We start from the raw sequence: 20,315 nt of genomic DNA, 5'->3' as shown, positions 1-20,315 counted from the left end.
TTAAAAAGTTAATAAATGGTCAAGCTTGGATTTTTTTGTTTTAAGGTATGATTCATTTTCTTTTTTCGCTGGCATTTGCAATGGCACACGCTCTGTTATTTCAAGACCATATCCTCCCAGACCAGCTATTTTACGCGGATTGTTTGTTAAGAGTCTCATTTTCCTTACTCCTAAATCAACTAGTATTTGTGCCCCAACCCCATAATCACGCAAATCATCTGCAAATCCCAGTTTATGGTTAGCCTCGACGGTATCATATCCTTCTTCCTGAAGCTTATAAGCTTTTAACTTATTAAGAAGACCAATTCCTCTGCCCTCCTGCCTCATATAAAGAAGAATGCCTTTTCCCTCTTTCTCAATTTGTGCTAGTGCCGCCTCTAATTGAGGACCACAGTCACAGCGGTTAGAGCCAAACACATCACCTGTTAAGCATTCAGAATGGACCCTCAATAAAACTGGTTCATCCCCTGTGATTTCTCCCTTAACTAAGGCTACATGATCCTTCCCATCTATCGAATTCGAATAGCCAACTGCTTTAAATAATCCAAACTCTGTCGGCAACTGAATCTCCACTTCTCTTTTAACATGGTTTTCATGCTTGTACCGGTACTCAATTAATTGTTTAATTGTAATTATTTTTAAATCGTACTGTTTGGCAACCTCTTCAAGGTCATTCATTCGGGCCATTGTTCCATCGTCTTTCATTATTTCGCAAATAACTCCTGCTGGTTCAGCTCCTGCTAGGATAGCAAGGTCAATAGCTGCTTCCGTATGGCCTGCTCTCCTAAGAACGCCGCCTTCCTTGCCAACAAGAGGAAAAATATGGCCTGGACGATTAAAATCTGTTGGAGAGGCACTCTTATCAAGCATTTTCTCAATTGTTAATGCACGCTCAAATGCACTAATCCCAGTTGAGGTGTCTTTATGATCAATTGAGACCGTAAAAGCTGTTTTATGGCTATCCGTGTTACTAGTTACCATTGGATGCAAATCCAGCTTTTTAGCCAATGATTCTGCAATAGGGACACAAATTAGGCCCCTTCCTTCTTTGGCCATGAAATTGATTGTTTCCGGCGTTACATACTGTGCAATTGAAACAAAATCACCCTCATTTTCCCTGTCTTCATCATCGCAAACTATAATGACCTTTCCCGACTTTAAATCTTCTATGGCTTCTTCTATTTCACTAAGCATATCATTTACCTCCAATTGTCTTCTTTTAAGAAAGGAATCCGTGTTCTTTAAGAAAGTTTTCTGACAACGTTTGTTTAGGGCTCGTATCCTTTTGATGTTTATTCATAAAAGAAAACAAATATTTAGCTAACATATCAAACTCAATGTTGACAGAATCCCCTGGATGCTTTAAATCTAGGACAGTCTCTTTTGCTGTATGCGGAATAATTGAAACTGTAACCGAATCATCCGTTATCCCAAATACCGTTAAAGAGATGCCATCTATCGCTATTGAACCTTTCATTAAAAGGAGATGACTGAATGAATTTGGGACAGAGATATCAATATATATAGCATTTTCACTAACTGACTTTTTTAGGATTTGACCAGTGCCATCTACATGACCTGTGACAAAATGTCCCCCAAACCTCCCATTAGCCGCCATCGCTCTTTCTAAATTTACCTTTGTTTGTTCTTTAACAGATGATAAAGAGGTCCCATTAAATGTTTCAGGCATGACGTCCATGGAAAACTCTTTTCCATTCAAATCTGTAACAGTTAAACAGACACCATTGACGGCAATACTGTCTCCTAAATGAACATCTTCTATTATTTTTGATGCCTTAATTGTTAACTTTATCGTCTTTCCATTTTTGACAGCTCTCTTCACTGTGCCTAGTTCTTCAATAATTCCTGTAAACAATAACTTACCCCTCCTTTAGAGGCTTGGCTACTAGCTTTATGTCTCTTCCAATATTCTCAATGGATTCAAATATTAGCTTCTTTGCATGTTTCACGAGCTCAATGCCTGTTCCCCCAATAAAAGGGATGGCCTCTTTTCCGCCAATAATTAATGGTGCAACATACATAATGATTTGCTGAAATGCATCATTTTCGACGAAGGAGGCATGAATTTCTGACCCTCCTTCTACTAAAACAGACATGATGTTCCTTTTTCCAAGTTCATTTAATACTTCCGGAATCAGTACAGTGGGTGTTGAGAAAGGAAAAACCTCTACACCATATTTCTGGATTTCTTTTGCCTTCCTTTCATCCATACTATTTCCTGTAAATATAATTGTTTTTGCGGCTCTATCCTGAATAACATTGGATTCAACAGGTGTCCGTAAATGTGTATCTAATATCAATCGAATGGGATTTTTTCCACCTTGGGGCAGTCTGGTGGTTAAATGTGGATTATCGTGAATAATCGTATTCACTCCTGTTAGGATTGCATCGTTTGCATGTCTAAGTTGATGAACATCTAATCTGGATTCTGGAGAGGTAATCCATTTGCTGTCACCAGTTTTTGCAGCAGTCTTTCCATCTAAAGATGCTGCCGCTTTGATTGTAACGTAAGGGGTGTTTGTTTGAATAAAATGAAAAAATGGTTCATTCATTGCATAGGCTTGTTCTTTTCCGATGCCCACCTCTACTTCTATACCAGCTTTTTTCAGCATAGTAATCCCTTTACCTGCAACAAGAGGGTTTGGATCAAGCACCGCAACAACGACTCGCTTAATGCCTGATTTACAAATTAATTCTGTACAGGGAGGTGTTCTTCCGTAATGACTGCAAGGCTCTAGTGTAACGTACAGTTCTGCTCCCTTCGCCTCAGACCCAGCCATCCGAATGGCGTGTACTTCCGCATGAGGGGTTCCAGCCTTTAAATGAGCACCCATTCCAATAATTTGACCGCGCTTAACAACAACAGCTCCAACTACCGGATTAGGGTTTGTTTGCCCTATCGTTGATTGTGCCATCTTTAATGCCAAGTTCATATAATCTTCATCTTGCATACAACTCTTCACATACTCCTTTCATCAATTGATTTCTCCAGAAAAAACAAAGCCCCGCACAAACATGTACGGGGCAAAAAATACATAACCAAAGAAGCGTAAAACAATACAATTTTTACGCAAACTAGTCATTCCTTCTCCCATCCAGACTTTAACTGTCGGCTTTGGAATTTCACCAAATCCACCGTTTTCAATAGTTGAAACCGGGTCACGGACTAAGAGGTCGCCCTCATCACCGCCGGTTGGGAATTTCACCCTGCCCCGAAGGAATATCTATTCGATTGTACACTTATTATCTAGGACGAATACCATTAATGTCAAGGTTTCTGGATTTTGAATCCGTTCTAATTTGAAGAAAAAGATGGTTGTTGACTAAGTTCGTCAACATTTCGTCAACTGAATTGAATGAGCCTCCTTAATAAATGGGGCTCTTGTCTTTTCTTCTACACAGCATTCCTATTATAAAAACTCGAAAAAAAATTTAAATTTCCCCAGCACTAAAACTCTTCCCCTTCATCAAACTTAACCCTCTTGACCTTGCCTAGATGTGTTATTATTTTCGTCTCACCATGAATCGGCAATTCAATTAGCCGAGCCTTCCCATCACACACAACAATAGCAAAGCTTCCTTTTTGTTCCATTATATCAACTTCTAGTATATTTGTCCTAGGATTAATTTCTATCGTTTTCAGCCTGGCAGCTTCTTTCAAGTGGACCCCTCCCGTGATATAATTTGAGTGGGTAGGTCAGGAAGAGTCCTGGCTTTTTTATTTTGGTTAAAGGCGGGATCATCATAGAAAAAGAAATTGATTTGACTATTATTTATAACTACATAGATTATCCAGATAAGATTAGTGGTCGGTGTGATAATTGCAGTAAGGCGCATTTCCATAGTTCCATTAGCAACGGCAAATTAATAAGAGAATGCAGTAATTGTAGGATGAAGAAAAGCATTTAGCTTTTTCATACTTAGATTACGCATATTAAAATCAACTAAGGGTACTTTAATTTATACCGAGCAAGACCAATCCTCCACATAATTGACTACACTCAAGATTCAGGTTCTTGCTCGGCTTCACATTTTAAATTGCGACACTCTCCATTTTTCCTGTCAACTCAAGAACCTTCTATCTTTTGTTTCTATAATAATCAAACCACGACAGTTGTTCCGAGGTAATCAAACCTTCATTTTCTCTTCCCTCTTCTTACCCACCAGTAAAGTTTATTCTTTCAAATTTGCCAAGTGATTTATTCCCTTTAAATAATTTTATATATTTTTATTTAAATATAACTTTTTTACTATACTTGTAATAATTATGCTAATATTATCCTGATATTGCACTATATTCTAAAATAGCGATAAGAAAAATTTCATTAGGATCTAACAAAAATCTGGAGGGATTAAAGGTGAGTCTTTATCAAAAAGAAAAGAGAAAAATAATAATATGTTTATTAGTAGGCTTATTTTTTGATATAGTTTTTGTTATAAAAATAATTGAAGAACCTTCTACGGACCTTTCATACTTTTTTACATGGTTTGGAATATATACTCTAATTGCCTGTACATTATATCCGTTAGGTTTCGTATATGTTTGGAAAAAAATGATGAAATCGGAATTAAACTCTCACAAATTCGATAAAAACTTACCATATACTTTTAGAGAGCAGAGAGATGGTTGGGCTTTTTCTTTTGCAGTTACTATTTTCCTTATGTTCTCCTTTGGTTGGATACTAGGACCATTTTTTGCATATAGCCGTTTAAAGGATATAAAAATGTATGAGCAGTGCTAGTATTAGCTGTAAGCTGATCACCAACGTTTCCTAAATGTGTTTTTAGCTGAACCATAAATTTTTGAAAAGAGGATAAAGGGGCTAAAAGCAGAATCCTTTTTCACTTTTATCCACCATTATCTTAAGAATAACTATTTACTCCTCTTACAATTACTCTAAATAAACCTTAATTTTTCCTCTCATATCGTGGTTATTAAACTCTTCCTATCTTTTGTTTAGTTTAAAGTGAAAAAGAAACTCGGTATCATCCTATTCTTTGCAGCTTTATTCGGAGCTACTTCTGCTTCAGCTGCATAAATAGAACCGCAAGGATGTTCAATAGGCACAAGCAAGTGTGAGTTTGATAAATAATACTTATATAGGCTGACTTTCTAAGTTTTATTTAGTTAGTCAGCTTTACATATGATTTATTTTCCTATCATATCGTTTCGCTAAATACTCGGAATGTGACAATCCTAACCAAACTTTAAATAATATTTTTGGGTTCGTTATAGGTTGAACTAATCTCCTTCTCAATGACCATAATTATGGTCCGATACGATTTACAGTAAGCGACGCAGATCTATATCGGGCACTACCAGCCTCAGATACGGCCCTTATAAACACCGTTTCTCCTGCAATTAAATTTGTTTGAACTGTCCTTCCTATTGTGTTTACCATAACAATATCTCCTTGTATGCTGCTAATAAAGGTATCGATTCTGGATCCTACAATCATTCCAGTGGAACTGCCTTCAATCCAGAATCCAACGGATTCTCCGGATTCTAGCAATACGGTGATGTCAGCGCTAATTTCATAAACACCATTCATTTGGATAGCAATAGTATTCGTTGCGGGATTTGGCAAAGTATTTAAACTAGGTCCAGCAGGTGGATCAAACTCTATAAGACCACCTACCATAACTTCTCTAATTGTAATATCCCCATACAATGAACCGAATGCAGGAGTTACTCCTGGGCCTTGTTCGCCTTGTATTCCTTGAATTCCTTGAATTCCTTGGGGCCCAGGTGGGCCTGGAGGACCTTGAATACCTTGAGGTCCAGGTGAGCCTGGAGGACCAATTAATCTTGGGAGCTTTGGCGGTTTTGAACCAGGACTAAGTGGACAGCACCCCTGAAAAGGTTGGTTATTGTGAGCCATATCAATCACCTCATAAACATTTCATCTTATAAAATATGTTTGTGAGTTTAATAAGGATTGGACGACTATTACATTTATACAGAANTCCCGTGATATAATTTGAGTGGGTAGGTCAGGAAGAGTCCTGGCTTTTTTATTTTGGTTAAAGGCGGGATCATCATAGAAAAAGAAATTGATTTGACTATTATTTATAACTACATAGATTATCCAGATAAGATTAGTGGTCGGTGTGATAATTGCAGTAAGGCGCATTTCCATAGTTCCATTAGCAACGGCAAATTAATAAGAGAATGCAGTAATTGTAGGATGAAGAAAAGCATTTAGCTTTTTCATACTTAGATTACGCATATTAAAATCAACTAAGGGTACTTTAATTTATACCGAGCAAGACCAATCCTCCACATAATTGACTACACTCAAGATTCAGGTTCTTGCTCGGCTTCACATTTTAAATTGCGACACTCTCCATTTTTCCTGTCAACTCAAGAACCTTCTATCTTTTGTTTCTATAATAATCAAACCACGACAGTTGTTCCGAGGTAATCAAACCTTCATTTTCTCTTCCCTCTTCTTACCCACCAGTAAAGTTTATTCTTTCAAATTTGCCAAGTGATTTATTCCCTTTAAATAATTTTATATATTTTTATTTAAATATAACTTTTTTACTATACTTGTAATAATTATGCTAATATTATCCTGATATTGCACTATATTCTAAAATAGCGATAAGAAAAATTTCATTAGGATCTAACAAAAATCTGGAGGGATTAAAGGTGAGTCTTTATCAAAAAGAAAAGAGAAAAATAATAATATGTTTATTAGTAGGCTTATTTTTTGATATAGTTTTTGTTATAAAAATAATTGAAGAACCTTCTACGGACCTTTCATACTTTTTTACATGGTTTGGAATATATACTCTAATTGCCTGTACATTATATCCGTTAGGTTTCGTATATGTTTGGAAAAAAATGATGAAATCGGAATTAAACTCTCACAAATTCGATAAAAACTTACCATATACTTTTAGAGAGCAGAGAGATGGTTGGGCTTTTTCTTTTGCAGTTACTATTTTCCTTATGTTCTCCTTTGGTTGGATACTAGGACCATTTTTTGCATATAGCCGTTTAAAGGATATAAAAATGTATGAGCAGTGCTAGTATTAGCTGTAAGCTGATCACCAACGTTTCCTAAATGTGTTTTTAGCTGAACCATAAATTTTTGAAAAGAGGATAAAGGGGCTAAAAGCAGAATCCTTTTTCACTTTTATCCACCATTATCTTAAGAATAACTATTTACTCCTCTTACAATTACTCTAAATAAACCTTAATTTTTCCTCTCATATCGTGGTTATTAAACTCTTCCTATCTTTTGTTTAGTTTAAAGTGAAAAAGAAACTCGGTATCATCCTATTCTTTGCAGCTTTATTCGGAGCTACTTCTGCTTCAGCTGCATAAATAGAACCGCAAGGATGTTCAATAGGCACAAGCAAGTGTGAGTTTGATAAATAATACTTATATAGGCTGACTTTCTAAGTTTTATTTAGTTAGTCAGCTTTACATATGATTTATTTTCCTATCATATCGTTTCGCTAAATACTCGGAATGTGACAATCCTAACCAAACTTTAAATAATATTTTTGGGTTCGTTATAGGTTGAACTAATCTCCTTCTCAATGACCATAATTATGGTCCGATACGATTTACAGTAAGCGACGCAGATCTATATCGGGCACTACCAGCCTCAGATACGGCCCTTATAAACACCGTTTCTCCTGCAATTAAATTTGTTTGAACTGTCCTTCCTATTGTGTTTACCATAACAATATCTCCTTGTATGCTGCTAATAAAGGTATCGATTCTGGATCCTACAATCATTCCAGTGGAACTGCCTTCAATCCAGAATCCAACGGATTCTCCGGATTCTAGCAATACGGTGATGTCAGCGCTAATTTCATAAACACCATTCATTTGGATAGCAATAGTATTCGTTGCGGGATTTGGCAAAGTATTTAAACTAGGTCCAGCAGGTGGATCAAACTCTATAAGACCACCTACCATAACTTCTCTAATTGTAATATCCCCATACAATGAACCGAATGCAGGAGTTACTCCTGGGCCTTGTTCGCCTTGTATTCCTTGAATTCCTTGAATTCCTTGGGGCCCAGGTGGGCCTGGAGGACCTTGAATACCTTGAGGTCCAGGTGAGCCTGGAGGACCAATTAATCTTGGGAGCTTTGGCGGTTTTGAACCAGGACTAAGTGGACAGCACCCCTGAAAAGGTTGGTTATTGTGAGCCATATCAATCACCTCATAAACATTTCATCTTATAAAATATGTTTGTGAGTTTAATAAGGATTGGACGACTATTACATTTATACAGAACCTACCTTGTGTTTATTAACCCCAATGATCATGACGCTTTAAAATCTCAATAACTTCACCAATGTAAGGTTCATCAAGATTAATAACTACATAGTTGTTAAAAGGATACTTACCTTCCTTCTCCCTTCCGTATTCAATCCAGCCTGCAACATTATTGAATTGAATGCGGAAATCTTCCTTTGATCTTCTAGGTACATATTTTTCAAAATCTCGCTCATTAATGACAGTGAAACGACGCTCAAATCCTTCTTTAACCGTTCCTTTAAATGCACTTTCCGGCATCCTCTTTCCCTCCTAATCAACTAAAAACCCAAAATAGAAAAGCTCCAATTGCTGCTCCAAATGCTATTAATAAAACGGCTGCTAAAACAAGGGCTCCTTTTATTTCATTACCGTTATAGATAAAGCAACACTCCTATCATTTTGTTTCGTATTGATTTCGAACTGCGACAAAATATGTTACATTTCTAGGGAATAAAAGGTGTTAAATATAACAAACTAATTTTAAAATATAAAGGATGTGTCAAAAATGAGAAAGCTATTAATACAAATATCCTATGTAGGCTTGCTTTTATCATTGTCGCCAATTTGTTCTTATGCAGAATCATTAGAAAAGTTACCGGCAACCGAAACATCTGAAAAATGGGAAATTGTAATTGGGAAACCTAATGCAAAGGACACAAGCCTCAACAAATCAGATAGACCAGACTTATATAATGTATACAGTATGGTCATTAATAACATTAGTAACAAAGACAACGTTGAATTAATTAGAATTGAAGTCTATAGAGATCACCCAAACTCAACAACAGAATATGAACTTTTTACTGTTGACTATAAGGGAAATAAACCTTTAAAACCAGCTTTTGAACATCACAACTTTCCTTTATATACTAAAGCATCAAAGTTAAAAGTTTTTGTTACTTGGGCAGAAAAGGATGACAAAACTGATCGTAAATATAAAGAACAATTCGTCTTTCAACAGTAAATTATTTTACCCTAGAGAGGTTGGACCTCTCTTTTTTTAATTTCGCTTATTGTACCCTTAAGATACTCGCTGCTTATTAAGTTGATGATCTATTCATCCATCACGAAGTTGAAAATCTTCTTCAAATTGAAATTCAAACTTTTTTGCATTATTTGTTCATGATTGGATAAACTAATTTTTAATTCTTTTTTATAGGGAACGATATAAAATGACCTTCCTCCTAATTTTCTTTTGTTTTATTTTTATATTAGTGCTGTATCTGATTCCCAAAAATATATCGAAGTCTGAACAATACACAATCGCATTATTTTCAATTCTGATAGGCTTGATGGTAGATGTAGTTTTAGACATTAAATATCATCTGTATGGCTATATTTCTCCTGGTGTCCAATATTTAGGTTTCTTGCCGATTTTAGTTTTCTTTCCGGTTGCAGGTATTGTGTTCATAAATTTCTATCCGAGTAAAAAACCATTAATGATTAAGTTACTTTACATTATTGGGTGGACTATTTTTAGTTTGGTTTTCGAATATATCTCAATTGTGGCTGGTTATTTTTATTACAATGGTTGGAAATACCAGTATTCAGCTATCTCATATCCTTTTCTATTGTGGCTTCAATTATTGCACTTTAAATTTCTTAAATCTCTAAATAAAAATAAGGATTCTTAATTGGTTAATACTTTTCTCATGAAACCTAAAGCTCAAGTTTCTGCCAGCTTGTCCTAAGTCACTACTTGGATAACTACATATAATAATCTGAACAAAATATCCTTAGCCAATCAGTTTGCTTCTGAGCCATAAATGGCTCTTTTTTTCATTAGCATTTTTACTCTTATGTTTCATAACTTTTTCCCAATTTCGTATATAACATTAGCCGTAACGCCATTGCCAGCTTGTTTATAAAGTTGGCTGTCCGAATTAACAGCTGCTGCTTGATCGAAAGCCCAGTCTGGGTAACTCTGCAATCTCCAACATTCACGTGGAGTTAATTTTCTGACTCTAAATCCATCTTTTAAATAATTATCTTTCTGTACAGTTGTAATCGTATTGCTTATTCCATCGGGTCTTGGTTCTAACTTAGTCATATTATGGCGACTTTCTTGTATTTCTCCCTTTTCATATAATTTTCTGATTTTTTACCGTATTCCGTTCTTGTTGGTCTTAATATTGCTACTCCATGCCTATCCTGTGCTGTCAAAGTAAACATTGGCTCTCCAGGCTCTTTAAATCTTCTACCGTTTTGCTGTTTTTCTAATCGATCCGGAGTAAGGACAGGGCGAACAAGAATTTTGTTTCCTTCTCCATTATTTGTAGTCAAGGTAGGCGCTAATCCCTCACTGTCGTAAACTTGTCCATTCATTCCATTTCCAGAAGGATTTACATTGCCTTTCACCATTACATGGTGGCCTCTTCCACCCCTTTGACAAGTGTCCAAAGCTTCTGTAATTCCATCTGGAGCGAAAGTTTGAAGATTTCTTCTATATCCTTCTCTGTGAGCCACTACTTTAACTGGTAAACTAGTCTTTCTGTCTGCTCCTTCGATAGGAAATACTTTTCTGGTACTTCCTCCTCTAAGATGTCCGATAATGAACACTCTCTTTCTGTTTTGTGGAATCCCGTAGTCTTTAGAGTTAAGCACATCCCATTCTGCATCATACCCGACTTCATCCAAGGTTCTGAGGATTGTCTCAAACGTATTACCGCCCTCGTGGTTGAGGAGTCCTGTGACATTCTCAAGGAATAAATAGCGTTGTCTGAGAATAGATGCGAAGCGCATAATTTCAAAGAAAAGAGTTCCGCGAGTATCTTCGAAACCTTTTCGCTTTCCAGCAACCGAGAAAGCCTGACACGGAAATCCTCCACAGATAACGTCTGTATGTCCGATTCCTCGAATAGACTCATCTGAAACTGTTGTAATGTCATGGGCTGTCCATTCTCCTTTCGTATCATGAATAGCTTCATAGCTTTTTCTAGCAAATTTATCAATCTCTACATAACCGATACATTCATGACCAGCCATTTCCATTCCCATTCTGAAACCACCAATCCCTGCAAATAAATCTAGGAATTTGATACCGATCACCGCCTAGTAAACTTAATAATTCCTTTGTTATGTTAAATTTAAGAATTGAAACAGTGTATATTTCATGCGAATTTATAAATACTAATCATTGAAATATCCAACAAAGATAGGAATGATACGATTGTTTAATCAAAATACTGTTAAGGGCTTACTCTTAAGTACGGTATTATCATCTATTTTTAGCATTGTTCTTATTTCGATGACGGTTTATCATCACATGACAGTAACTAACTTGCTGGAATCACTCAAGAATCGATAACCACTCTTCGTGGTTATTTTTATGATTCAAGAGTTGATTAACTCTGGATTTTCGTAAATGTTGCCGATGATTTTACAATAAAGATTGATCGTATTTAGTAGCTGTTCAGCCATTAACTCACTGCATTCAGCTACAAATGAACCTAGTTTATATTTCACGATCCATTTGAAGTTTTCATCATCCTGCAACACATCGCCTTCGAAAATTTCTTTGTTATGGATATTTCTTAGACCTGTGTATTGTCCGACGGATTCCCACTCAACAGGAACAGTACCTTGGCCATCTGCTTCACTGTAAGCCAATTCATCTTCATAACTTAAAATCAAACTGCCAACAAACCATTTAATATCACCGTAATCTTCAATCGGTTTACCACGATACTTTATCTCACGCACGTTCATTCCTCCTAACTACTGTGTCGATTTGTATATTAAATTGTCTGATTTTTACGAATTATTTATTTCGATGGGCTACCAATATTTGTTATAATTAGTTAGTAACTGGAAAGGGGTGAAATTATGAAAAAGAAACTACTTTACATAACTTTGGCATTTGGTTTTGTAGTATCTATCTCAGCAACACCTGCCTTTACTTCCGAAGCATCAGCTTGCGGTTGGCCAGCTAAAGATGAGAACATGTGTCCAACAGATTAATTTTGTCTGGAGCGCTAAGTTTCTTAGCGCTTTATTAACTTTTAAATAATTTAATAAACATAATACAAAATTAGTTTGCTGCTACTGCTAATCCCTTAAACTCGTAAGCTCCAGCTGCTTGATACAATACACCGTGCTTTTTGCTATATGGATTTTCTTTTCATCAATCAGCACACCTCTTTTACTAAATTTATCCGTTCAAGTTCAGCCTTTCTTGCTGTCACGCGATCATATATAGCTTTAATCCTTACCTGCCATTGTTCTTCAGACATTGGTCCGCAATTCGAGCAACCATGAAATGATGAATAGCAGCTGCCATAATCATGAATAATACCTGTTCCATTGCACAAATTACACATTTGGTGCATCTACCAATCTATGATTTAAGATTTTCCTATCACCTTGAATCACAACCGTGAAGTCTTGACACATTTGATAAATTCTAGTCCCCAATGCCTCATCTACATCAACTAGTTCATCCACTGTAAGTTCTGAAGAAACAAGGATTGGCTTGTGATTTAAGTATCGATAATTGATGACTGCATATGTTTGTTCTACTTGCCATTCAGTAGCCCTTGGCTTTCCCTTTACTGGCTTAAACAGATCATCAATGAACAGCACATCAACATTTTTCATACGTTCAAGTTTTTCTTCCAGCCTGTCAAAGTCATCTTTCAAATCATTGAATCCCTCAACATAGGGGAAATATAAGACTGGTACATTAAGCCGATTAATTAAGTTGTTTGATATAGCCGTTAGCAAGTGGGTCTTTCCTGCTCCAGGTTGCCCATGCAACGCTATACTGTTGGATCTTCCTCTTCTAATTTCTTTAAACTCTTGAAAGTACTCTAAAGCACACTCATAAGCATCTAAAATAACGGAGGGTTTATTCTCAGTTATGAAATTTTCAAATCCCAGTTGCTTAAATTCATCTGTGATTTCACTAGCATTCAAAAACTTTTGTGAGCGGACATTTGCAGCACAATCACACTGTTTTGAAAAAGTATCGCCCCATTCCCATGCTTTAGCTGGTTCACATATTTTTCCGGAGAGAAAATCATCTTCTGCAACCATTTCAGCTGGATATTGCCAAGTGTGTACTTTGCCATTAATCAGTTTTGTATCTTCCAACCAGTCAGTGTCTTTATGAACCCTATAAATAATAATTCGCTTATCTTTACATTTAGGGCAGCTATACGTTTCTTCTTCGGATTCTACCAACCCTATTGCCTGTGATTGAGTCATCCGGCTTCTTAGGGACTAGAGTACTTCTTCGATTCTTCCTGTCGCCTTCACCATTATCAGGAATCCTCTTTTTCGCAACCTTCTTAGCTTCATCCTTGGCTTTAATAGCTTCATAGTGTTCAAGAATGTATTTCTCGCAGTAATTAAAAGGCCTTTATGCAACCTTTAGGATTTCTCTTTGTGTATTCCTGAAAGCACTGCTCTAGCAATTTGATTATTTGTACGGGCGGCACCGTACGGGCGATAATCTGGGCGATTGCTTCGTAGTCCTTTGTGGTAGGATATACAGGCTTGCCTTCTTGCATGGTTCGTAAATCGATATATTTTTCAGCTACTAAATCTACAGGGTCAAATTCCTTAATTGTATTAGTAGTAGTATTGTTTATCTTTGGAATATCTTTATTAGAGTGGACATTTTTGTCCACATGACTGGACGTTTCTGTCCACGGCAGATGAAATCTTGAAATTCAAAACTTTACTTGACGATGGAATTATCACCTCTGAGGAATTTGAGAATAAGAAGAAGGAGTTACTAAGTTTATAAGTATTTAATGAAATAGCGAAGGAGTTAATAATGAGGAAACTCTCTGTCTTCTTTATAGCAATCTGTTTATTATTCTTAACCGCATGCAGCGAAACAACTAGCAATAAAAGCATTAAACCAATTTTAAACGTCGAACAGTTTTCATTGGTAAATCAGGCCTTTGTGAAAGAAAAAATTGGTGAACCTAAGTCTATTGACACATGGAACTATGAATCTCCATCGATGGTTAAACATGTATTAACTGCGTTGGAATATGATTGGATTGGATATTATTCAGAATTTCACTTTGATGATAAAGATCGTTTAATCAGAATCAATATTTATCCTAGCGATAACAAAGAATCGCAATTTGAAAAAACATCCTTTGAGAACTATTTGAAACAATTAGGAATTACTCCTGGTGAAAATATCACAAAGGTTGCTGATACTGGTGCAGCATGGCGCTACCAAAAGGTATCAGAAAAAGTTGATGAAGTATGGTCGCTTTATGATGGTAATAATATAGAAACTATTAAAATTTCATTTGATGTTAGACCATTTTTATAAATATATGGATGGAGGTATTATCTATGAAAAAATTGTTGCCAGTAGTACTAGGAATAGGACTAATTTTTGGGTTATCAACAACTACAGATACTGCTCAAGCTGCAGCAAAAAGTTATAAAAACTGAAAAGAGTTAAATAAGGATTATAAAGGCGGTGTCGCAGAATCTTCTTCCTCTAAAAATAAAGGCGGTAAAACTAAATACAAACCGCATGTTTCTAAAGAGCTTTATAACGCTAATAAGGATAAAGACCGAGACAAAGACGGTATTGCTTGCGTAAGATAAGATTTGCCCTTTTTGGGCTTTTCTTTTCAACATAAAACAGAACGTATATTCCTAAAAAAGGAGGAGAAACGATGGCTAGCATCCAAAAAAGAGGAGAAAACTCTTGGTTATTAGTTGTGGAAGCTGGATATAACGCCCAAGGAAAGCGAATTCGGCGTACCAGGACTGTACGTGTAGAAGATGAAGCCCTACTTAAAACAAAGAAAAAATTACGGGATCACCTCGAACTCGAACTTGCCAAATTTAAAATAGTAGTCGAAGCTGGAGATTATATCGCTCCTGAAAAAATGTTATTAAAAGACTTTATTGATGAATGGTATCGGAAATTCGCAATAAAACATTTAGGGGATAAAACACGCATAGAACAATTGGGATTGATGCTGAATCACATCTCCCCCTAACATTGGCCATATGAGAGTAGATAGTATCAAACCGATCCATATCATTAACTTACTTGACATGCTCGGGGAGGACGGCAGCAGAAAGGATAACAAATCTGGAGGATTAGCTGATTCTTCTATTTATCAAGTCGATAAAGCATTCCGAAGCTTATTTGACCGAGCAAAGGAATGGCAATTAATCAAAGAAAGTCCTATGCAAGATCTAAGGCGGCCTCGAATAAAAAAGAAAGAAATGAATTACCTTGATGAAAACGGTGCGTTTGATTTACTTGCTGCATTAAAGAATATTGATCTTTTATGGCGAATGTATTTCATTACTGCTATGATAGGTGGTTTGAGGCGTGGTGAAAACCTTGCTCTAGAGTGGGAATACTTTAATTTTAAAGAGAATTTTATAAGTGTTACATAGAATATTCCTATATTCGAAAATAGAATACCAGTTATTAAGGAAACTAAAACAGGTGTAAGTAGACATGTGTCAATGCCAAGTTGGTATATGGATGAAATGAGATTATTTCAGGAAGAATGGATTAAAGATAAAGAGGCAACAGGTGATTTATGGGCCGGGGGAAATAGAGAGTTTGTTTTTCATTCTGGATTCGGACGCCCGTACTATCCGCAAAAAGCAACAAATGAATGGATAAAGTTTCGGGAAAAATACGGCTTTGAAGGTTTACGTTTACATGACATGCGCCATACAATGGTTGCCCTGTTAATTGAGGAAGGAGTAAACTTAAAGACTATATAAAAAAGGGTTGGACATGCCAGTTTTAGAACAACATCTGATACATATGGGCATGTATCAAAAAAGACGTCAGATGCTTCAGCAAACAGCTTCAACAAATTCAATCCAAACCTTTTCGTCAACAAGAGCTATTCAAGATGAAAATCAATAGTTTGCAAACCTTGTTATATCAATCTTTTTAGCTGTATACAATAATGAGGCAGGTGGTTTATGTCCTCCCTGCCCCGAAGGAATATCTATTCGATTAGTTGCATTTTATCATGTGAAGACAAAATAAACAATTTAAAGCCTTTTAGATTCAAAAAAAGAAGCACCCAAAAGTGCTTCTTTCATTTATTTACAATCTATTAACCTATCACATGAAAAACAAAATTAAAAAGAAAGAGTCCTGCAATAACATACAAGGATAAGGAAACTTCCCTTGCTTTACCGATCGCAATTTTGAGAATCGGATAAAGGATAAAGCCAACAGCGATTCCATCTGCAATGCTATACGTAAATGGTATCATTGCAATGATAAAAAACGCTGGAAAGCTTTCACTTAAGTCTTTCAAATCAAGATTACGAATATTTTGCAGCATCAATCCGCCAATAATCATTAAAATCGGTGCAATGGCACTATTTGGAATCAGCTTAATAACAGGAATAAAAAATGCAGAGAGTAAAAAGAGCAACCCAGTAATGATTGTCGTTAATCCTGTTCTGCCTCCTGCAGCCATACCAGCCGTACTCTCAACAGTTGCCACAGTTGGACTTGTTCCAAATACCCCAGATAGCATCGCTGATATCGAATTTGCCTGGAAAGCGCGAGTAAACCTATCGGAACGATTAATAAATGAAACATGGCCATGAACCAAACCGATATTTTCAAACACAAGAACCATCGTTAATGAAAAGACCGCAATCCAGAAGGTAATTGATAAGATATTATCAAATGACATGGCACCAAAAACTTCCATATAATCCGATAATGAGAATGCCTTCTCCTCTGTTTGCGTAAAGTCAATCAAGCCAAATAACCATGCAATCACTGAGCCCGCAACTACCGTAATCAAAAAGTTACCCGGCGTATTGCGCATAAAAAGAATAATGGCTATCAGGAAAGTAAGAATGGTCGCAAGCACTTGCGGTTCTCCAAGCTCACCTAGAGCAATGATTGAATTTGTCCCTTTCTCGACAATCCCGCCCTTTTCTAGTCCGATCAGCATTAAAAATAAGCCAAGTCCCACAGTTATTGCTTCCTTCAATGATTGTGGAATGGATTCACTTAAGACAGTCGAAAAACGAGAAAAGGCAACAAAAGTAAAGATTAAACCAGAAACAAAGACGACGGCTAACGCTTCCTGCCAAGACATTCCCATTGATTGAACAATGGTATAAGAAAATAATGCATTTATCCCCATGCCCGGTACAAGAAGAATTGGCACATTAGCCCAAAAGCCCATTAATAGGCAGCCAACAACAGATGTAATAATCGTTGCAAAAATAGCTGCTTCAAGCGGAATCCCAGCTTCCGATAAAATCAGTGAGTTAACGGCAATAATATATACGATTGTAAAAAAGCCAATCATCCCTGCCAGAACTTCACGTTTAATCGAAGTCTGATTTTCCTCAAGCTGAAAGAAATGGGTAAACCAGTTTTTCTTCATGATGAAACGACCTAACTATTCAATTAGCCCTCTCCCTACCCGCTCCCCCTGAATAATTCAGGTGAGCCACAAGGCAATATTTTAACAAAAATTTTTCACTTTGCCAATAGGAATGAATCTTTTTCGTATGTTGTCACGTATAAAAGTATATCTTAAAAACGGAAGGATACATGCACTGTGAATGAAACGAAAGAACAATTACTAGAGGAACTGAAAAAGAGCGAGGATTGGGAAAAGGACCAAAGTGATTTATGGTTTTGGGAGAAAATCGGTCGACTTCCCTTTAAAATACTGGACAAGTTTACGCCTGCTTTTCTGCAGAATAAGATCGGTGTGATCTTGGATGAATTAGGTCAGTATGTACAATCCGGAGGAAGCTATTTAAGCTCCGTTTCTTCCGTTAAGTCTTATTACCCGAATCGAGATGTGGAAAATTTAGAAGATGTTGCAGCAATTCCGATTCTAGAAATGGATCAAACAGTTACAAAGCTAACCGGAAACCGCAAAAGACTTGCCACTGTTCAAGGGGCGAGTACGGGAATCGGAGGCATCTTTACGCTAACCATTGATATCCCCTTACTGCTTGGTATGCAGTTAAAAACGCTTCAGGATATTGCGATATGCTACGGCTATAATCCGGATGATAAAAAGGAACGAATGTACATTGTTAAAGTTCTTCAGTTTGTCTCTTCCGATATTGTCGGGAAAAAGGCGATCTTAAATCAGCTTTCCCTCATCGACTCGCCGGAAGATGAACAGGCAAAGAGAGAGGTTATTTCAGAACTTCAAGGCTGGCGTGAAGTCGTATTCACTTACCGGGATCAGGTTGGCTGGAAAAAGCTATTTCAGATGATTCCAATTGCTGGTTTGCTATTTGGCGCTTTCATCAATCGCTCAGCTGTTAACGATATTGCTGAAGCTGGCATGATGCTTTACCGGAAGAGAAGAATTAAAGAACGGTTAGCTGATTAAAATGGTATAGGTACGAATTTCAATTGTAAGATATCAAATAGTCCGAGGATAAGAATTGTGAAAGACCTTTCACACGTACTCTTACTAAATTTTGTCCTTCATACCCTTGATGAAGGACTTTTTTATAGTTTTTCAAACATGCTTTGGATTAAGCCCATATAATTGTGTAAAAAGAAAAGGAGTCAAAATAATTCCTCTTGTCTACAATGTTAACAGCGACGAAAACAATGAGGAGGAACTTATTTTGACTCAAATTCAGTTTAACCTAAATATTGAAGATTTAAAAGACGCCGTTATGAATTCTGATTTAGGCGCCGTTATGAAAGCCTCTGTAGTTCTAGTGTTAAATACAGTGATGGAAAAAGAACGTGATGATTATTTACAAGCTGGAGCTTACGAACGTACTCCTGACCGGCAGGACTCTCGGAATGGTTATTATGAACGTGGTCTACTTTTGAATATTGGTAAAATAACCTTAAAGGTACCTCGTACACGTAATGGGGAATTTTCACCATCCGTTTTTGAAAGATATTCCCGGTGTGACCAAGCTTTTGTCCTTTCCATGCTTGAGATGGTTGTGAATGGGGTATCTACTCGGAAGGTCAAAAATATTATTCAACAATTATGTGGAGTGAGCGTTTCAAAGTCTTTTGTTTCTTCACTAACAGAAAAGTTAGATCCCATTGTTAACACGTGGACAAATAGGCCCCTAAATACAATGTATTATCCCTACATGTTTGCAGATGCCATGTATATTAAAGTAAGGGAACATAACCGTGTTGTATCTAAGGCAGTTTATATTGCAACCGCCATTAATGAACAAAATGGTCGAGAAATCCTGGGTTTAAAAGTAGATCACGCTGAGAGCTATGAGGCTTGGCAAAGATTTTTTCAGTACTTACAATCTCGTGGTCTTCAATCACCTAAACTAATCATATCTGACGCACATAAGGGCTTAAAAAAGGCTATTACCGAAGAATTTGTGGGGACTACTTGGCAACGCTGCTCCGTGCATTTTAAACGTAATATCTTTAATCATTTGCCAAAAAAAGACATGGATGACGTAAAAATTGGCTTAAAGAGAATATTTGACGCTGTAACAATTGAGGATGCTAGAGAATTTAAAGAGGAATTTGTGAAGCATTTTGCAGAAAATCCAAAACTAGATAAGGCAATATCGACGTTAGAAGATGGCTTCGAAGATGCCATTCAATACTTAAACGAACCTTCGAAATATCACCTTTATATTCACTGTACAAATTCATTGGAACGATTAAATCAAGAGGTTAGGAGAAGGGAACAAGTTATAAGGATTTTTCCCAATACACAGTCAGCGTTTAGATTAATAGGGGCACTTTTAATGGATATTGCAGAACAACAAGCAAACAAAAAAATAAAGGTAGGGAATACTCCATACCAAAGAAATTAGATGATAAGTTGTTTTAGGTATGTTGGACGGCCTAATTTCGAATTGACATTGAGCCTCCGCGGGCATGATGTAAAGCCAGGAAGCCAGGAGTTTAACAACCCCTGGCTTGCCCTCCAGGCTATCATGCCCGCCCCTCAATGTAAATTCGAAATAGTGTAGTCCACTTATTATAGTTTTGATTATGTCGAAGTTTATTGTTGACACTTTTTACACAAAATTCAGGACTTGACTG

General features: G+C 36.6%; 25 protein-coding genes, 1 pseudogene and 1 riboswitch. Of the genes and pseudogenes, 14 read left to right on the top strand and 12 right to left on the bottom strand.

Features of this window, described 5'->3' with window-relative positions; genetic code table 11:
- From C1726_RS21075 to C1726_RS21060, 4 genes are all read right to left on the bottom strand, one after another.
- Complete coding sequence (locus C1726_RS21075) at positions 1-1,194, bottom strand: bifunctional 3,4-dihydroxy-2-butanone-4-phosphate synthase/GTP cyclohydrolase II (protein ID WP_102274941.1); 1,194 nt, start codon at positions 1,192-1,194, stop codon at positions 1-3.
- A 25-nt stretch (positions 1,195-1,219) separates the two neighbouring features.
- Positions 1,220-1,876 (bottom strand): riboflavin synthase, encoded by a 657-nt coding sequence (gene ribE, locus C1726_RS21070; protein WP_102274940.1) that lies wholly within the window; start codon positions 1,874-1,876, stop codon positions 1,220-1,222.
- 4 nt (positions 1,877-1,880) lie between these two features.
- Positions 1,881-2,972, bottom strand: coding sequence for a bifunctional diaminohydroxyphosphoribosylaminopyrimidine deaminase/5-amino-6-(5-phosphoribosylamino)uracil reductase RibD (gene ribD, locus C1726_RS21065; RefSeq protein WP_102274939.1), 1,092 nt, complete (start codon positions 2,970-2,972; stop codon positions 1,881-1,883).
- A 128-nt stretch (positions 2,973-3,100) separates the two neighbouring features.
- Positions 3,101-3,245: riboswitch (FMN riboswitch) on the bottom strand.
- A 224-nt stretch (positions 3,246-3,469) separates the two neighbouring features.
- A complete protein-coding gene (locus C1726_RS21060; protein WP_102274938.1) occupies positions 3,470-3,682 on the bottom strand; it encodes an XtrA/YqaO family protein in 213 nt (70 codons plus the stop codon).
- 697 nt (positions 3,683-4,379) lie between these two features.
- Here C1726_RS21060 and C1726_RS21050 point away from each other — a divergent pair.
- Positions 4,380-4,763, top strand: a complete 384-nt coding sequence (locus C1726_RS21050; RefSeq protein WP_102274076.1) for a hypothetical protein — start codon at positions 4,380-4,382, stop codon at positions 4,761-4,763.
- Between the two features lie 525 nt (positions 4,764-5,288).
- On the opposite strand, the gene C1726_RS21045 is transcribed toward C1726_RS21050, so the two are convergent.
- A complete protein-coding gene (locus C1726_RS21045; RefSeq protein WP_102274075.1) occupies positions 5,289-5,903 on the bottom strand; it encodes a hypothetical protein in 615 nt (204 codons plus the stop codon).
- Between the two features lie 773 nt (positions 5,904-6,676).
- On the opposite strand from C1726_RS21045, the gene C1726_RS21035 reads away from it, so the two are divergent.
- Positions 6,677-7,060: a hypothetical protein gene (locus C1726_RS21035; protein ID WP_102274076.1), complete on the top strand. Its 384-nt coding sequence runs from the start codon at positions 6,677-6,679 to the stop codon at positions 7,058-7,060.
- Positions 7,061-7,585: 525 nt separating this feature from the next.
- Here the strand turns inward: C1726_RS21035 and C1726_RS21030 are convergent.
- On the bottom strand, positions 7,586-8,200 hold the full coding sequence (locus tag C1726_RS21030) for a hypothetical protein (RefSeq protein WP_102274075.1): 615 nt from the start codon (positions 8,198-8,200) through the stop codon (positions 7,586-7,588).
- Positions 8,201-8,299: 99 nt separating this feature from the next.
- A complete protein-coding gene (locus C1726_RS21025) occupies positions 8,300-8,566 on the bottom strand; it encodes a hypothetical protein (RefSeq protein ID WP_102274074.1) in 267 nt (88 codons plus the stop codon).
- Between the two features lie 247 nt (positions 8,567-8,813).
- Between C1726_RS21025 and C1726_RS21020 the strand changes: the two genes are divergently transcribed.
- A complete protein-coding gene (locus tag C1726_RS21020) occupies positions 8,814-9,272 on the top strand; it encodes a hypothetical protein (RefSeq protein ID WP_102274936.1) in 459 nt (152 codons plus the stop codon).
- A 208-nt stretch (positions 9,273-9,480) separates the two neighbouring features.
- Positions 9,481-9,942 carry a CBO0543 family protein gene (locus C1726_RS26990; protein ID WP_102274935.1) on the top strand — a complete coding sequence of 154 codons (462 nt, stop codon included), beginning with the start codon at positions 9,481-9,483 and terminating at the stop codon, positions 9,940-9,942.
- A gap of 170 nt (positions 9,943-10,112) precedes the next feature.
- Here the strand turns inward: C1726_RS26990 and C1726_RS27040 are convergent, their stop codons facing one another.
- The 3 genes from C1726_RS27040 to C1726_RS21005 form a co-directional block, all read right to left on the bottom strand.
- A complete protein-coding gene (locus C1726_RS27040) occupies positions 10,113-10,358 on the bottom strand; it encodes a DNA cytosine methyltransferase (RefSeq protein WP_216629076.1) in 246 nt (81 codons plus the stop codon).
- Positions 10,355-11,305 carry a DNA cytosine methyltransferase gene (locus C1726_RS21010; protein WP_235822816.1) on the bottom strand — a complete coding sequence of 317 codons (951 nt, stop codon included), beginning with the start codon at positions 11,303-11,305 and terminating at the stop codon, positions 10,355-10,357. Before C1726_RS21010 ends, C1726_RS27040 begins: the two co-directional genes overlap by 4 nt.
- A 336-nt stretch (positions 11,306-11,641) precedes the next feature.
- Positions 11,642-12,010, bottom strand: coding sequence for a YopX family protein (locus C1726_RS21005; protein ID WP_180968258.1), 369 nt, complete (start codon positions 12,008-12,010; stop codon positions 11,642-11,644).
- Between the two features lie 123 nt (positions 12,011-12,133).
- Between C1726_RS21005 and C1726_RS26800 the strand changes: the two genes are divergently transcribed.
- Positions 12,134-12,268 carry a hypothetical protein gene (locus C1726_RS26800; RefSeq protein WP_268877036.1) on the top strand — a complete coding sequence of 45 codons (135 nt, stop codon included), beginning with the start codon at positions 12,134-12,136 and terminating at the stop codon, positions 12,266-12,268.
- A 351-nt stretch (positions 12,269-12,619) separates the two neighbouring features.
- Here C1726_RS26800 and C1726_RS20995 read toward each other — a convergent pair whose 3' ends face one another.
- The gene (locus C1726_RS20995) at positions 12,620-13,513 is read right to left on the bottom strand and encodes an ATP-binding protein (RefSeq protein WP_102274932.1); all 894 of its coding nucleotides are present in this window, start codon (positions 13,511-13,513) and stop codon (positions 12,620-12,622) included.
- Between the two features lie 460 nt (positions 13,514-13,973).
- On the opposite strand from C1726_RS20995, the gene C1726_RS20985 reads away from it, so the two are divergent.
- The 7 genes and pseudogenes from C1726_RS20985 to C1726_RS26795 all read left to right on the top strand — a co-directional run bounded on the left by C1726_RS20985 (position 13,974) and on the right by C1726_RS26795 (position 16,184).
- Entirely contained in the window at positions 13,974-14,057 is an 84-nt protein-coding gene (locus tag C1726_RS20985) for an SHOCT domain-containing protein (protein ID WP_235822875.1), read from the top strand.
- 30 nt (positions 14,058-14,087) lie between these two features.
- Positions 14,088-14,603 carry a hypothetical protein gene (locus C1726_RS20980; RefSeq protein ID WP_102274929.1) on the top strand — a complete coding sequence of 172 codons (516 nt, stop codon included), beginning with the start codon at positions 14,088-14,090 and terminating at the stop codon, positions 14,601-14,603.
- A 23-nt stretch (positions 14,604-14,626) separates the two neighbouring features.
- Positions 14,627-14,887, top strand: a pseudogene (locus tag C1726_RS20975) (excalibur calcium-binding domain-containing protein).
- Between the two features lie 71 nt (positions 14,888-14,958).
- A complete protein-coding gene (locus C1726_RS20970; protein ID WP_102274928.1) occupies positions 14,959-15,288 on the top strand; it encodes a hypothetical protein in 330 nt (109 codons plus the stop codon).
- Between the two features lie 10 nt (positions 15,289-15,298).
- Complete coding sequence (locus tag C1726_RS20965; RefSeq protein ID WP_102274927.1) at positions 15,299-15,697, top strand: site-specific integrase; 399 nt, start codon at positions 15,299-15,301, stop codon at positions 15,695-15,697.
- Positions 15,698-15,700: 3 nt separating this feature from the next.
- On the top strand, positions 15,701-16,036 hold the full coding sequence (locus C1726_RS20960; RefSeq protein WP_102274926.1) for a tyrosine-type recombinase/integrase: 336 nt from the start codon (positions 15,701-15,703) through the stop codon (positions 16,034-16,036).
- 13 nt (positions 16,037-16,049) lie between these two features.
- Positions 16,050-16,184, top strand: coding sequence for a hypothetical protein (locus tag C1726_RS26795; RefSeq protein WP_268877035.1), 135 nt, complete (start codon positions 16,050-16,052; stop codon positions 16,182-16,184).
- Positions 16,185-16,380: 196 nt separating this feature from the next.
- Here C1726_RS26795 and C1726_RS20955 read toward each other — a convergent pair whose 3' ends face one another.
- The gene (locus tag C1726_RS20955; RefSeq protein ID WP_102274925.1) at positions 16,381-17,682 is read right to left on the bottom strand and encodes an NCS2 family permease; all 1,302 of its coding nucleotides are present in this window, start codon (positions 17,680-17,682) and stop codon (positions 16,381-16,383) included.
- Between the two features lie 177 nt (positions 17,683-17,859).
- Between C1726_RS20955 and C1726_RS20950 the strand changes: the two genes are divergently transcribed.
- The gene (locus C1726_RS20950) at positions 17,860-18,654 is read left to right on the top strand and encodes an EcsC family protein (RefSeq protein ID WP_102274924.1); all 795 of its coding nucleotides are present in this window, start codon (positions 17,860-17,862) and stop codon (positions 18,652-18,654) included.
- A gap of 244 nt (positions 18,655-18,898) precedes the next feature.
- On the top strand, positions 18,899-20,083 hold the full coding sequence (locus tag C1726_RS20945; RefSeq protein ID WP_102272155.1) for an IS256 family transposase: 1,185 nt from the start codon (positions 18,899-18,901) through the stop codon (positions 20,081-20,083).
- The last annotated feature ends 232 nt before the right edge of the window (positions 20,084-20,315 follow it).

Source organism: Cytobacillus massiliigabonensis (assembly GCF_900199725.1).
Lineage (GTDB): Bacteria > Bacillota > Bacilli > Bacillales > Cytobacillaceae > Cytobacillus > Cytobacillus massiliigabonensis.
The sequence above is the reverse complement of the archived record's forward strand: the minus strand, read 5'-3'. Positions and strand labels throughout refer to the sequence as shown.

Excerpts from the sequence above, each read along its gene's own strand:
- C1726_RS21075 (WP_102274941.1), bottom strand. The coding sequence starts at position 1,194 with ATGCTTAGTGAAATAGAAGAAGCCATAGAAGATTTAAAGTCGGGAAAG.
- ribD (WP_102274939.1), bottom strand. The coding sequence starts at position 2,972 with ATGCAAGATGAAGATTATATGAACTTGGCATTAAAGATGGCACAATCA.
- C1726_RS21045 (WP_102274075.1), bottom strand. The coding sequence starts at position 5,903 with ATGGCTCACAATAACCAACCTTTTCAGGGGTGCTGTCCACTTAGTCCT.
- C1726_RS21030 (WP_102274075.1), bottom strand. The coding sequence starts at position 8,200 with ATGGCTCACAATAACCAACCTTTTCAGGGGTGCTGTCCACTTAGTCCT.
- C1726_RS21025 (WP_102274074.1), bottom strand. The coding sequence starts at position 8,566 with ATGCCGGAAAGTGCATTTAAAGGAACGGTTAAAGAAGGATTTGAGCGT.
- C1726_RS21020 (WP_102274936.1), top strand. The coding sequence starts at position 8,814 with ATGAGAAAGCTATTAATACAAATATCCTATGTAGGCTTGCTTTTATCA.
- C1726_RS26990 (WP_102274935.1), top strand. The coding sequence starts at position 9,481 with ATGACCTTCCTCCTAATTTTCTTTTGTTTTATTTTTATATTAGTGCTG.
- C1726_RS27040 (WP_216629076.1), bottom strand. The coding sequence starts at position 10,358 with ATGACTAAGTTAGAACCAAGACCCGATGGAATAAGCAATACGATTACA.
- C1726_RS21010 (WP_235822816.1), bottom strand. The coding sequence starts at position 11,305 with ATGGGAATGGAAATGGCTGGTCATGAATGTATCGGTTATGTAGAGATT.
- C1726_RS26800 (WP_268877036.1), top strand. The coding sequence starts at position 12,134 with ATGAAAAAGAAACTACTTTACATAACTTTGGCATTTGGTTTTGTAGTA.
- C1726_RS20995 (WP_102274932.1), bottom strand. The coding sequence starts at position 13,513 with ATGACTCAATCACAGGCAATAGGGTTGGTAGAATCCGAAGAAGAAACG.
- C1726_RS20980 (WP_102274929.1), top strand. The coding sequence starts at position 14,088 with ATGAGGAAACTCTCTGTCTTCTTTATAGCAATCTGTTTATTATTCTTA.
- C1726_RS20970 (WP_102274928.1), top strand. The coding sequence starts at position 14,959 with ATGGCTAGCATCCAAAAAAGAGGAGAAAACTCTTGGTTATTAGTTGTG.
- C1726_RS20965 (WP_102274927.1), top strand. The coding sequence starts at position 15,299 with ATGAGAGTAGATAGTATCAAACCGATCCATATCATTAACTTACTTGAC.
- C1726_RS26795 (WP_268877035.1), top strand. The coding sequence starts at position 16,050 with ATGCCAGTTTTAGAACAACATCTGATACATATGGGCATGTATCAAAAA.
- C1726_RS20955 (WP_102274925.1), bottom strand. The coding sequence starts at position 17,682 with ATGAAGAAAAACTGGTTTACCCATTTCTTTCAGCTTGAGGAAAATCAG.